Origin of the sequence: Streptomyces sp. NPDC048288 (genome assembly GCF_043201555.1) — a bacterium.
Lineage (GTDB): Bacteria > Actinomycetota > Actinomycetes > Streptomycetales > Streptomycetaceae > Streptomyces.
This window is the reverse complement of record NZ_JBICZD010000001.1, coordinates 1,037,708-1,051,196: the sequence shown is the minus strand read 5'-3', so window position 1 is coordinate 1,051,196 and position 13,489 is coordinate 1,037,708. Positions and strand designations below refer to the sequence as shown.

The following is a 13,489-nucleotide window of genomic DNA, read 5'->3' as shown; positions in this document are numbered from 1 at the left end:
TGTACGGGACGTTCTACGGGGTGATGGTCAGACCATCAGCGAGCGGTCCGTCGGGCGGATCGGGGCCGGGAGGTCGCTCGCGCCGGTGAGGAAGCGGTCGACGCCCTTGGCGGCCGAGCGGCCCTCGGCGATCGCCCAGACGATCAGGGACTGGCCGCGGCCCGCGTCACCGGCGACGAAGACGCCGGGGACGTTGGTCTGGAAGTCGGCGTCGCGGGCGACGTTGCCGCGCTCGTCGAGGTCGAGGCCGAACTGGTCGACCACGCCGTTCACCCGGTCGGTGCCGGTGAAGCCCATGGCCAGGGTGACCAGCTGGGCCGGGATCTTGCGCTCGGTGCCCGGCTTCGAGGTCAGCTTGCCCTCGATGAACTCCACCTCGGTGAGGTGCAGCCACTGGACGTTGCCGTCCTCGTCGCCCTCGAAGTGGGTGGTGGAGACGGAGTAGACCCGCTCGCCGCCCTCCTCGTGCGCCGAGGTGACCTTGTAGAGCATCGGGAAGGTCGGCCACGGCTGGTTCGGCGCGCGGTCCTCGCCCGGCCGGGGCATGATCTCCAGCTGGGTGACGGAGGCCGCGCCCTGGCGGTGGGCGGTGCCCACACAGTCCGCGCCGGTGTCGCCGCCGCCGATCACGACCACGTGCTTGCCCTCGGCCGAGACGGGCGACACCACGTAGTCGCCCTCCTGGACCTTGTTGGCGAGCGGCAGGTACTCCATCGCCTGGTACACGCCCTTCAACTCCCGCCCGGGGACGGGGAGATCACGGGCGGTGGTGGCACCGGCGGCGATGACGACCGCGTCGTACCGCTTCTTCAGGTCGGTCGCCTTGAGGTCGACGCCGATCTCTATGCCGGTACGGAAGCGGGTGCCCTCCGCGCGCATCTGCTCGATGCGGCGGTTGATGTGCCGCTTCTCCATCTTGAACTCGGGGATGCCGTAGCGGAGCAGGCCGCCGATGCGGTCGGCGCGCTCGTAGACGGCGACCGTGTGGCCGGCCCGGGTCAGCTGCTGGGCGGCGGCCAGGCCCGCCGGGCCCGAGCCGATGACGGCGACGGTCTTGCCGGACAGGCGCTCGGGAGCCTGCGGGGCGACGGTGCCCGCGTCCCACGCCTTGTCGATGATCGAGACCTCGACGTTCTTGATGGTCACGGCCGGCTGGTTGATGCCGAGCACGCAGGCCGACTCGCACGGGGCCGGGCAGAGGCGACCGGTGAACTCCGGGAAGTTGTTGGTCGCGTGCAGGCGCTCGGACGCGGCCGTCCAGTCCTCGCGGTAGGCGAAGTCGTTCCACTCGGGGATCAGGTTCCCGAGCGGACAGCCGTTGTGGCAGAACGGGATACCGCAGTCCATGCAGCGGCTGGCCTGCTTGCTGATGATCGGCAGCAGGGAGCCGGGGACGTAGACCTCGTTCCAGTCCCGGACGCGGTCGGCGACGGGGCGGGTCTTGGCGACCTCACGGCCGTGGTTCAGGAAGCCCTTCGGGTCAGCCATTGATCGCCGCCTCCATCATCTTCTCGTGGGTCTCGGTCTCGGAGAGACCCGCTCGCTCGGCGGCGTCCTTGGCGGCGAGCACTGCCTTGTAGGTGCCAGGAATGATCTTGCTGAACCGCTGCACGGCCGCGTCCCAGTCGGCGAGCAGCTTCTCGGCGACCGTGGAGCCGGTCTCCTCGGCGTGCCGGCGCACGACATCGTGCAGCCACTGCTTGTCCGCGTCGTCCAAGGCCTCGATCGCGTCCACGCTGGCGACGTTGACGTTGTCGCGGTCCAGGTCGATCACGTACGCGACACCGCCGGACATGCCGGCCGCGAAGTTGCGGCCCGTCTCGCCCAGGACCACCGCGTGGCCGCCGGTCATGTACTCGCAGCCGTGGTCGCCCACGCCCTCCGAGACCACCAGCGCACCGGAGTTGCGGACGCAGAACCGCTCGCCGGTACGACCGCGCAGGAACAGCTCGCCGCCGGTCGCGCCGTACGCGATGGTGTTGCCCGCGATGGTGGAGTACTCGGCGAGGTGGTCGGCGTTCCGGTCGGGACGCACGATCACACGGCCGCCCGACAGACCCTTGCCGACGTAGTCGTTGGCGTCGCCCTCCAGGCGGAGCGTGACACCGCGCGGCAGGAAGGCGCCGAAGGACTGGCCGGCCGAGCCGGTGAAGGTGATGTCGATGGTGTCGTCGGGCAGGCCCGCGCCGCCGAACTTCTTCGTCACCTCGTGGCCGAGCATGGTGCCGACCGTGCGGTTGATGTTGCGCACCTTGATCTGGGCGCGCACCGGCTGGGCGTCGGTGGCGCTGGAGGCGGCCAGGGCGTCGGAGGCGAGCTTGATCAGCTCGTTGTCCAGGGCCTTCTCCAGGCCGTGGTCCTGTGCGACGGTCTGGTGCAGGGAGGCGCCCTCGGGGAGTTCGGGCACGTAGAAGAGCGGGGCCAGGTCGAGGCCCTGCGCCTTCCAGTGGTTCACGGCACGGGTGACGTCGAGCGCCTCGGCGTGGCCGACGGCCTCCTCGATGGTGCGGAAGCCCAGCTCGGCGAGGATCTCGCGGACCTCCTCGGCGATGAACTTGAAGAAGTTCACCACGTACTCGGCCTTGCCGGAGAAGCGGTCGCGCAGCACCGGGTTCTGGGTGGCGACGCCGACCGGGCAGGTGTCGAGGTGGCAGACGCGCATCATGATGCAGCCGGAGACGACGAGCGGCGCGGTCGCGAAACCGAACTCCTCGGCGCCGAGCAGCGCGGCGATGACCACGTCACGGCCGGTCTTCAGCTGGCCGTCGGTCTGCACGACGATGCGGTCGCGCAGGCCGTTGAGCAGCAGGGTCTGCTGGGTCTCGGCGAGGCCGAGCTCCCAGGGGCCGCCCGCGTGCTTCAGCGAGGTCAGCGGGGAGGCACCCGTGCCACCGTCGTGGCCGGAGATGAGCACGACGTCCGCGTGCGCCTTGGACACACCGGCCGCGACCGTGCCGACGCCGACCTCGGAGACCAGCTTGACGTGAATCCGCGCCTGCGGGTTCGCGTTCTTCAGGTCGTGGATCAGCTGGGCCAGGTCCTCGATGGAGTAGATGTCGTGGTGCGGCGGCGGGGAGATCAGACCGACACCCGGGGTGGAGTGCCGGGTCTTGGCGACCCACGGGTAGACCTTGTGGCCGGGCAGCTGGCCGCCCTCGCCGGGCTTGGCGCCCTGGGCCATCTTGATCTGGATGTCGTCCGCGTTGACCAGGTACTCGCTCGTCACGCCGAAGCGGCCGGAGGCGACCTGCTTGATGGCGGACCGGCGGGCCGGGTCGTACAGACGGTCCGGGTCCTCGCCGCCCTCACCGGTGTTGGACTTGCCGCCCAGCTGGTTCATGGCGATGGCGAGGGTCTCGTGGGCCTCGCGCGAGATGGAGCCGTACGACATGGCGCCGGTCGAGAACCGCTTGACGATCTCGGAGACCGGCTCGACCTCGTCGATGGAGATCGACGGACGGTCCGACGTGAAGCCGAACAGGCCGCGGAGCGTCATGAGCCGCTCGGACTGCTCGTTCACGCGGTCCGTGTACTTCTTGAAGATGTCGTAGCGGTTGGCCCGCGTCGAGTGCTGGAGGCGGAAGACCGTCTCGGGGTCGAACAGGTGCGGCTCGCCCTCGCGGCGCCACTGGTACTCGCCCCCTATCTCCAGGGCGCGGTGGGCCGGCGCGATGCCGGAGGCCGGGTAGGCCTTGGCGTGCCGGGCGGCGACCTCCTTGGCGACGACGTCGAGGCCGACGCCGCCGATCTTGGAGGCGGTGCCGTTGAAGTACTTGTCGACGAAGCCCGCTTCGAGACCGACGGCCTCGAAGACCTGGGCGCCGCGGTAGGAGGCGACCGTGGAGATGCCCATCTTGGACATGACCTTCAGGACGCCCTTGCCGAGGGCGTAGATCAGGTTGCGGATGGCCTGCTCGGCCTCCATGCCCGGCAGGAAGGTGCCCGCGCGGGTCAGGTCCTCGACGGACTCCATGGCCAGGTACGGGTTGACGGCGGCGGCGCCGAACCCGATCAGCAGGGCGACGTGGTGGACCTCGCGGACGTCACCGGCCTCGACCAGCAGGCCCACGTGGGTGCGCTGCTTGGTGCGGATGAGGTGGTGGTGGACGGCCGCGGTGAGCAGCAGCGACGGGATCGGCGCGTGCTCGGCGTCCGAGTGCCGGTCCGACAGGACGATCAGCCGGGCGCCGTTCTCGATGGCCGCGTCGGCCTCGGCGCAGATCTCCTCGATGCGCGCGGCGAGGGAGTCGCCGCCGCCGGAGACCCGGTACAGGCCGGACAGGGTCGCGGCCTTGAAGCCGGGCATGTCGCCGTCGGCGTTGATGTGGATGAGCTTCGCCAGCTCGTCGTTGTCGATCACCGGGAAGGGCAGCACGACGGACCGGCAGGACGCGGCGGTCGGGTCGAGCAGGTTGCCCGCGGGGCCGAGGGACGAGCGCAGCGAGGTGACGAGCTCTTCCCGGATGGCGTCCAGCGGCGGGTTGGTGACCTGCGCGAACAGCTGGGTGAAGTAGTCGAAGAGCAGGCGCGGGCGCTCGCTCAGCGCGGCGATCGGCGAGTCGGTGCCCATGGAGCCGATCGGCTCGGCGCCGGCCTTGGCCATCGGCGCGAGGAGGACGCGCAGCTCTTCCTCGGTGTAGCCGAAGGTCTGCTGGCGGCGGGTGACCGAGGCGTGGGTGTGCACGATGTGCTCGCGCTCGGGCAGGTCGCCCAGCTCGATCTCGCCGGCCTCCAGCCACTCCGCGTACGGCTGCGCGGCGGCGAGGCCGGCCTTGATCTCGTCGTCCTCGATGATGCGGTGCTCGACGGTGTCGACGAGGAACATCCGGCCGGGCTGCAGCCGGCCCTTGCGGACGACCTTGGCGGGGTCGATGTCGAGGACGCCGACCTCGGAGCCGAGGACGACCAGGCCCTCGTCGGTGACCCAGTAGCGGCCGGGGCGCAGACCGTTGCGGTCGAGAACGGCGCCGACCTGGGAGCCGTCGGTGAAGGTGACGCAGGCGGGGCCGTCCCAGGGCTCCATCATCGTGGAGTGGTAGCCGTAGAAGGCGCGGCGGGCCGCGTCCATGGAGTCGTGGTTCTCCCACGCCTCCGGGATCATCATCAGCACGGAGTGCGGCAGCGAACGCCCGCCCAGGTGCAGGAGCTCCAGCACCTCGTCGAAGGAGGCCGAGTCCGAGGCGTCGGGCGTGCAGATCGGGAAGACCCGGTCCAGCTTCTCCTGCGGGCCGAACAGGTCGGAGACCAGCTGCGACTCGCGGGCCCGCATCCAGTTCCGGTTGCCCTTGACGGTGTTGATCTCACCGTTGTGAGCGACGAACCGGTAGGGGTGGGCGAGCGGCCACGACGGGAAGGTGTTCGTGGAGAACCGGGAGTGCACGAGCGCGATCGCGGATGCGAAGCGGCGGTCGGACAGGTCCGGGAAGAAGGGCTCCAGCTGGCCGGTGGTCAGCATGCCCTTGTAGACGATGGTCCGCGCGGACAGCGACGGGAAGTAGACGCCCACCTCGCGCTCGGCGCGCTTGCGCAGCACGAACGCCCTGCGGTCCAGCGCGATGCCCTCGCTGGCGCCGTCGGTGACGAAGACCTGCCGGAAGACCGGCATGGTGGAGCGGGCGGTGGCGCCGAGGAGCTGCGGGGCGACCGGGACCTCGCGCCAGCCGAGGACGGTGAGGCCCTCCTCCGCCGCGATCGTCTCGATCCGCGAGACGGCGTCCTGCGTGCCGTCCTCGGGCAGGAAGGCGATACCGACGGCGTACGAACCGGCCGCCGGCAGCTCGAATCCGGCCACCTCGCGGAAGAAGGCGTCGGGCACCTGGGAGAGCAGGCCCGCACCGTCGCCGGAGTCGGGCTCGGAGCCGGTCGCGCCGCGGTGCTCCAGGTTGCGCAGAACCGTGAGCGCCTGCTCGACCAGCGCATGGCTCGCCTCGCCGGTGAGGGTGGCCACGAAGCCGACGCCACAGGCGTCGCGCTCGTTGCGGGGGTCGTACATACCCTGCGCAGCAGGGCGAGCATCCATGAACGACCAGTTCTGGCCATTCGTGGAGTGCTGGGACGGCTGGCGCGGCGTACGCATCGGCTCTCCCGTCGTCGTCAGTGGCATATAGCAGGTGCCGAGGGACGACGCTGGCCCTCTGCGTTTTTTGTTGCGAAATTTCACGCAGGTTACATGATGAAGCGGTTCTCGGGAACTGGATACACCGTTCCAACATGCGGACGCCGTAGGGGTTTACGGCGAGGTACCGCGCAAAGCGGTGAAGGTGGTGGGGGACCGATCCGGACAGATCCGTGTCCATCGGTCCGCAGGGGCGGGGGTGAGCGTCGCGCCACCCCACAGGTGCACGGCAGGCCTCATTGCCTGCGGCGCTTACGGCTCATGCCCGGTGGTTAAGCATTCGAAACCAGCGAGTAACGGGTACTTATGCGGCCCAACGCATAGCTACCAGTCGCCCTATCCTACGGCCGTCCCGAACAGGGTGCCCAGGGCGTACGTCACACCGGCCGCCGCACCACCCAGCGCGAGCTGCCGCAGGCCGCTGAACCACCAGCTCCGCGCCGTCACCTTGGCCACCACGGCACCGCAGCCGAAGAGCCCGGCGAGCGCCAGCAGCAGGGCGGGCCAGAGCGCGGTCGCGCCGAGCAGGAACGGCAGCACGGGCAGCAGCGCGCCCAGCGCGAACGACCCGAAGGACGAGACGGCGGCGACCAGCGGCGAGGGCAGGTCGCCGGGGTCGATGCCCAGTTCTTCCCTGGCGTGTATCTCCAGCGCCTGCTCCGGGTCGGCGGACAGCTGCCGGGCCACCTCCCGGGCCAGCGCCGGCTCGACCCCCCTCGCCTCGTACAGCGCGGCCAGCTCGGCCTCCTCGTCCTGCGGGTGCCTGCGCAGCTCCCGCCGCTCGACGTCCAGCTCGGCCTCGACCAGCTCGCGCTGCGAGGCGACGGAGGTGTACTCGCCGGCGGCCATCGAGAAGGCACCGGCGGCCAGCCCGGCGAGCCCGGTGATCACGATGGTCTGATGACCGACGGCCCCGCCGGCCACACCGGTCATCAGGGCGAGGTTGGAGACCAGCCCGTCCATGGCGCCGAAGACGGCGGGCCGCAGCCAGCCCCCGTTCACATCCCGGTGGGTGTGGTTGTCGCGGTGGGCTTCGTGCAGTGTCGCCTGGGTCTCGATGACGGCCATGGAGGGTCCCCCAAAAGGTCTCGCGTACGCCTCGAATAAGCTGAGGCAAAGCTAAGTTTGGACAAGTTCTATCTTTCGACAACGCTGACGTTACGCCCCGGCATTCCCCGCCGCCAGCAAGGAAAGGCTCGGCTAACCTGCGGTTTTACCGCTTTCCGCTCACACGTGCGAGGGGCTGCACAAATGTCGACCGGGTGATGTAGAGGCCGGTCAGGCTGCGGTCAACCGCCGTTGGTGGGACACATCCGCAAACGGTTCCGCGCCTCGCGCGAAGCCCCTCCCGGAGAGGCCCGCCCATGCCATCGATCGTCTGCACCCCGCCGGCCCCCACCCCGGACGAGCGCGCCCCCGAACTGCACGACCGGGCGCGGGGCGCGCTGCTGGGCCTGGCCGTGGGGGACGCGCTCGGGGCGCCGGCGGAGAACATGAAGCCCTCCGAGATCCGCGCCCGCTGGGGCCGCATCACGGGATACGTCACCGACACCCCCGCCGGTACGGACGACACCGAGTACGCGATCTTCTCCGGCCTCCTCCTCGCCCGGCACGGCTCGGCCCTCACCCCGGCCCATGTCGAGGCGGCCTGGCACGAGTGGATCGCCGACCGCGCCGAGGGCCCCTTCAAGGGGGCCGGTTTCAGCGAACGCGGCACCCTGGAGAACCTCCGCCGGGGACTGGCCGCCCCCATCTCCGCCCAGCACCGGCACGCCTGGAGCGACGGCCTGGCCATGCGGGCGGCCCCCTTCGGCGTCTTCGCGGCCGGCCGCCCCGCCGAGGCGGCCCGGCTCGTCGCCGTCGACGGCTCGGTGAGCCACGAGGGCGAGGGCATCTACGGCGGCCAGGCGGTGGCGGCGGGGGTGGCGGCGGCGATGGCGGGGGCGCCGCCCACGTCGGTGGTCGCGGCCGCCCTCGCGGTGATCCCGGACGACTCCTGGACGGCCCGCTCCCTGCGCCGGGCCGTCTCGGTCGCCCACCGCGGCGAACGTGCGGTCCGCTCCGCCGTCGTCATCGGCGGCTACCCCTGGACCGACCTGGCCCCCGAGGCGGTGGCCCTGGCCTTCGGCGCGTACGCGGCGGCGGACGGCGACTTCCGCGACGCGGTACTGACGGCCGTCAACATGGGGCGCGACGCCGACACCACGGCCGCGGTGGCCGGCGCCCTCGCCGGTGCGACCCTGGGAGCGGCGGCGATCCCGGAGGAGTGGGGCGCGGCGATCGGCCCGGTCTGCGGAAGCTGCCTGCCGTCCATGGCCGGACACCACGTCCTCGACGTGGCCGACCTGCTTCTGGCAACAGCCTCGGGCCAGACCACCCCGCACTCCACGCCGCCGGCCTTTCGACCACCCGAGCCACCCGCCACCATCCCTGCCGAGCCACACCCCACCACCTCAGCAGCCCTTCCCCCAACAGAGCCACACCCTCAACCCCCCGTCCCCATCCCCACCGAGCCGCACCTCACCGCATCGGTCCTTCTGCCGACCGAGTCACCCGCCGCTCCCGTCTCCACCGAACCGCAACCCCCGGCGTCCGCCTTTCAGCTGAGCGAGTCGGGTGGGGGGTGGGCGAGGTCTCGGGGGTCCAGGGGGCGGAGCCCCCTGGGGGCCGGCTGCAGCGAGGGGCTCCGGTGAACCGGCGTCGTATCGAGGGGCTCCTGCTCGGCCTCGCCGCGGGGGACGCCGCCGGCTGGCCCTCCGCCCGGCACCGCGCGTCCCGGATGCCCGAGTGGACCCGCCGCCTCACCCGCGAACTCGACACCTTCGCCGAGCACAACGCGACCACCACCCTCCCCGTCCCCATCGCCCTCAACCAGCCCCCCGAGCCCCTCCGCCTCGGCCCCTCCGACGACGCCGAGTGGGCGGCCTTCGCCGCGGAAGCCGTGCTGCGCGCCGGCGACGACACCGTCCTCGGCGACCTCAGCCGTGAGCTCCGTACCCGCGCCGCCATCGACCTCACCTGGACCGCCGTGGCCTCCGAGGTCGCCGCCGCGGCCGAACGCGCCCCGGAGATCGAGTCGGCCGTACTCCCCCTGCGCGCCCGTATCTCCGTCCGCGCCGGCCTCGGCAACCTCGCCACCGGCCTGCGCCCGCCCGCCACCGGCCACGACAACCCGCACTACTTCGACGACGCCGCCTGCGTCCGCGCCTGCGCACTCGCCGTCGCCCACCCCGGCGACCCCCAACGCGCCGCCGACCTCGCCGAGTTCGACGCCCGCTATACCCAGGACGGCGACGGAGTCCACGGCGCCCGCGCCATGGCGGCGGCCGTCGCCCTCGCCCTGGTCGGCGCCGAGGTCGAGACCTGCGTGGCCGCGGCCCTCGCCGAACTCCCCGAGTCCACCGAGATCGGCCGCAACGCCCGGCACGCCCTGACCCTCACCGGCGCGGCGGACACCGCGTTCGCCGTCATCCCCCTCCTCGAACACCAAATCGTCGACCACGTATACAGCTACGGCATCGCCGCCGCCGAGACCGTCCCGGTCGCCCTCGCCCTCGCCACGGCCTCCCGGGGCCGGATCGCCGAGGCCGTACCCGCCGCCGCGTGTCTGTCGCGGGTCGCCGACTCGGCCCCCGCCCTGGCCGGCGCCCTCACCGGCGCCCTCGGCGGCGGCGCGGCCATCCCCGCGCCCTGGCGGGACGCCTGCCGCACCCTCTCCGGCTGTGCCCTCCCCCGCCTCACCGGTACCGACCTCGTGGAACTCGCCGAACTCCTGGAAGCCACACAACCGGCCCGTCCAGGTGGATGATTCGGTGCATGACGCCCAAAGGAGAAGAAAGCGCCGGAGCTTCGCTCGACGAACGGATCGCCGGAGCGCTCGTCGGAGCCGCCGTCGGGGACGCCCTCGGCGGACCCGTCGAGGGCTACTCCCCCGACCAGATCCTCGAACGCCACGGCGGCCGCGTGCACGGCATCGTCGGCCCCTGGAACGGCGACGCCTGGCGCACCGCCCGCCCGATCGCGCCCTACCACAAGGGCGACGGACACGTCACCGACGACACCTTGATGACCCATGCGCTGGTACGGGTGTACGACCACGTCCGCGACCACCTCGACGCGTACGCCGTCGCCGACCACCTGGTCCCCGATCTGATGACCAACCCCCGCTGGATCCCGGAGCTGGAGGCGGAGACCATCCCCCTGCACCGGATCTTCCTCGCGGAGAAGTGGCTCGCGACCCGTCTCCACTACGGCCATGTCGACCCCCGCGAGGCCGGCGTCGGCAACATCGTCAACTGCGGTGCGGCGATGTACATGGCCCCGGTCGGCCTGGTCAACGCGGCGAACCCGCGGGCCGCGTACGCCGAGGCGCTGGACGTCGCGGGCGCCCACCAGTCGTCGTACGGCAGGGAGGCGGCGGGCGTCTTCGCGGCGGCGGTGGCGGCTGCCGCGGCACCGGGCGCCACCCCGGACTCGGTCGTGGCCGCGGCCCTGTCCCTGGCGAAGGACGGCACCCGGACCGCGATCGAACAGGTCTGTGAAGTGGCCTCGCGCCACGGCGACTTCGAGTCGGCGCTCACGCCCCTGCGCGAGGCGGTCGCCCCCTACGACACGGTCGGCCCCGACTACCGGTCCCCCTCGCTCGGCGCCCGCCGCCCGTCCCGGCTGCACGCCATCGAGGAACTCCCCGTCGCCCTGGGCATGTTGCTGGTGGCCGACGGCGACTACCGGCAGGCGGTGCTCGGTTCCGTCAACTACGGCCGGGACTGCGACTCGATCGCGACGATGGCGGGCGCGATCGCCGGTGCGCTCGGCTCCGCCGTGCCGGAGGAGTGGTCGAAGCGGGTGGCCGAGGCGAGCCGCCTCGACCTCTGGGAGCCGCCGCGCGCGCTGACCGCCGTCACCCGGGAGATCTTCGCCCGCGACACCGAACGCCACCGCGCCCACGCGGAGTCCTTCGCCCGCCTCGGAGGCCCGAGTTGCTCCGACTGACCTGGGTCCAGCCGGAGGACCTGCTCGGCCACGAGCTGCGCCAGGCACGGCAGGACGGGCGGGAGCCGTCGGCGATCGCTGCGCGCTGGCGGGCGGCGGGCGGCGCGGACGCGCCGAGCCGCGCGGGCGCGTCGCCGGACCGGGCGTCCCGCTATCTCCGCCGCCTCGCGGAAGACCTCCTCGACGAACTCGCGGACCTGCCGAGCAGGTTGGACGAGCCGACGGATCTGGCCGAGATCAAGGCGCTGTGTCCCGACTGGCCGTCGTACGGCTGCGCCCCGGTGGGGGCTGATCGCGCAGTTCCCCGCGCCCCTGACGGGGCGCTGCCCAGCCGCGTCCTGTATACCCAGCCGCGGGCAGGCGTGCCGCAGGGCGGCACGGGTGGGCGCAGCGACACCCTGCCAGCGCCGGTAAGCGTCCCCACCTCCGCCCCCACACCCCGCGCCTACCAGGCCGCCTGGCTCGGCCGAGCCGTCGGGTGTCTGCTCGGCAAACCCGTCGAGAAGCTTCCGCTGCACGCGATCCGCGAACTCGCCCGCGCCACCGGCAACTGGCCCCTGAACCACTACTTCACCGCCCACGGAGTCCCCGCCGAACTCCTCTCCGCCCACCCCTGGAACCGTCGCTCGGCCCCCACCTCCCTCGCCGAGAACATCGACGGCATGCCCGAGGACGACGACCTCAACTACCCCCTTCTCAACGTCCTCCTCCTCCAGCGGCACGGCCGTGCCTTCACCCCCGTCGACGTGGCGCGGCTCTGGCTCGACGAGCTGCCCGCCGGCCGTACCTTCACCGCCGAACGCGTCGCCTACCGCAACCTCCTCGCCGGCATCGAACCCCCCGGCACCGCCCGCCACCGCAACCCCTTCCGCGAGTGGATCGGCGCCCTGATCCGCGCCGACGTGCACGGCTGGACCAACCCCGGTGATCCGGCCGCCGCGGCCGAACAGGCCCACCGCGACGCCACGCTCACCCACACGGCGAACGGTGTCTACGCGGCGATGTTCACGGCGGCCGTCATCGCCACCGCCGCCACGGGAACCCACGGCGTGCACGCCTGTCTGCGCGCTGGCCGTTCCGTCGTGCCGCCCCGCTCGCGCCTCGCCGCCGCGGTCGACCACGCGATCCGGCTCGCGGAGACCCACGAGGACTTCGAGACGGTCGTGGACGGACTCCACCGCACGCACTCCGCCACCCACCACTGGGTGCACGCCATCCCCAACACGGCCCTGATCGCAGCCGCCCTCACCCACGCGGACGGCGACTTCACCGGCTCCGTCTGCCGTGCGGTGAGCGGCGGTTGGGACACCGACTCGAACGGCGCGACGGCCGGTTCCGTCGCCGGGCTGCTCGCGGGCGACCCCGCCGCCCTGCCCGACCGCTGGACCGTCCCGCTCAAGAACCGGCTCGCCACCTCGGTCGCCGGCTTCGACGCCACCGGCTTCGACACCCTCGCCCATCTCACCCACCTGGAGGCGACCCGCCCATGACCCATATCGCCGTACTGGGCAGCACGAACATGGACCTCGTCGCCTACGCCGAGCGGGCCCCGCACCTCGGCGAGACCGTGACGGGGCGGGACTTCCGTACGGTCCCCGGCGGCAAGGGCGCCAACCAGGCGATCGCCGCCGCCCGCGCCGGCGCCACCGTCTCGATGATCGGCGCGGTCGGCCACGACTCCTACGGCGCCCGGCTGCGCGAGACCCTCGAACACTCCGGCGTGGACACCGACTCGCTGCGCACGATCGAGTGCCCCTCCGGCACCGCGCACATCGTCGTCGACGACCAGGGCGGCAACGCGATCGTGGTGGTCCCCGGCGCCAACGGCACCGTCGACCACCTCGCCCCCGGCGACGAGGGGGTCATCGCCTCCGCCGACCGGCTCCTCCTCCAGCTGGAGATCCCGCTGCCGGCGGTCGTGGCCGGCGCGCAGGCCGCCCGCCGGCACGGCGTGCACACCATCCTCACCCCGTCGCCCGTCCGCCCCCTGCCGCCCGAACTCCTCGACAACATCGACCTGATGGTGGCCAACGAGCGCGAGGCCGCCGCCCTCACCGACCGCGCCGACCCGCGTGACGCGGCCGCCGCCCTGCTCGACCTGGTGCCCCAGGTCGTCGTCACCCTCGGCGCGGCCGGCAGCCTCTACCTCACCCGCGACGCCCAGCCCCTCGTCATCCCCGCACCCCGGGTGACCGCCGTCGACTCGACGGGCGCGGGCGACACCTTCGTCGGCGCCCTCGCGGTGGCCCTGTCCGAGGAGAAACCGGTCCGGGAGGCCCTGTCCTGGGCGGCCGCCGCGGCCGCGCTGGCCGTACAGCGGGAGGGCGCGTCGACCTCGATGCCGTACCGCCCGGAGATCGAGGCGCAGTACACGGCATGAGG

General features: G+C 72.3%; 8 protein-coding genes. 5 read left to right on the top strand and 3 right to left on the bottom strand.

Annotated features, from left to right (window positions below; genetic code table 11):
• Positions 1–27 precede the first annotated feature (27 nt).
• From ACGFZS_RS04655 to ACGFZS_RS04645, 3 genes are all read right to left on the bottom strand, one after another.
• Positions 28–1,488: a glutamate synthase subunit beta gene (locus ACGFZS_RS04655; RefSeq protein WP_393793859.1), complete on the bottom strand. Its 1,461-nt coding sequence runs from the start codon at positions 1,486–1,488 to the stop codon at positions 28–30.
• On the bottom strand, positions 1,481–6,076 hold the full coding sequence (gene gltB / locus ACGFZS_RS04650; protein ID WP_393793858.1) for a glutamate synthase large subunit: 4,596 nt from the start codon (positions 6,074–6,076) through the stop codon (positions 1,481–1,483). Before gltB ends, ACGFZS_RS04655 begins: the two co-directional genes overlap by 8 nt.
• A gap of 375 nt (positions 6,077–6,451) precedes the next feature.
• Entirely contained in the window at positions 6,452–7,183 is a 732-nt protein-coding gene (locus ACGFZS_RS04645) for a VIT1/CCC1 transporter family protein (RefSeq protein ID WP_351489454.1), read from the bottom strand.
• A gap of 296 nt (positions 7,184–7,479) precedes the next feature.
• Between ACGFZS_RS04645 and ACGFZS_RS04640 the strand changes: the two genes are divergently transcribed.
• Genes ACGFZS_RS04640 through rbsK form a run of 5 tightly spaced genes read left to right on the top strand, consistent with a single transcriptional unit; the run spans position 7,480 to position 13,487 of the window.
• On the top strand, positions 7,480–8,808 hold the full coding sequence (locus tag ACGFZS_RS04640) for an ADP-ribosylglycohydrolase family protein (protein WP_393793857.1): 1,329 nt from the start codon (positions 7,480–7,482) through the stop codon (positions 8,806–8,808).
• Positions 8,805–9,923: an ADP-ribosylglycohydrolase family protein gene (locus ACGFZS_RS04635; protein ID WP_365680460.1), complete on the top strand. Its 1,119-nt coding sequence runs from the start codon at positions 8,805–8,807 to the stop codon at positions 9,921–9,923. Before ACGFZS_RS04640 ends, ACGFZS_RS04635 begins: the two co-directional genes overlap by 4 nt.
• 8 nt (positions 9,924–9,931) lie before the next feature.
• Positions 9,932–11,107, top strand: coding sequence for an ADP-ribosylglycohydrolase family protein (locus ACGFZS_RS04630; protein WP_393793856.1), 1,176 nt, complete (start codon positions 9,932–9,934; stop codon positions 11,105–11,107).
• Entirely contained in the window at positions 11,095–12,597 is a 1,503-nt protein-coding gene (locus ACGFZS_RS04625; RefSeq protein ID WP_393793855.1) for an ADP-ribosylglycohydrolase family protein, read from the top strand. Before ACGFZS_RS04630 ends, ACGFZS_RS04625 begins: the two co-directional genes overlap by 13 nt.
• Positions 12,594–13,487 (top strand): ribokinase, encoded by an 894-nt coding sequence (rbsK, locus tag ACGFZS_RS04620; RefSeq protein ID WP_393655420.1) that lies wholly within the window; start codon positions 12,594–12,596, stop codon positions 13,485–13,487. The genes ACGFZS_RS04625 and rbsK overlap by 4 nt, the downstream gene beginning before the upstream one ends.
• The last annotated feature ends 2 nt before the right edge of the window (positions 13,488–13,489 follow it).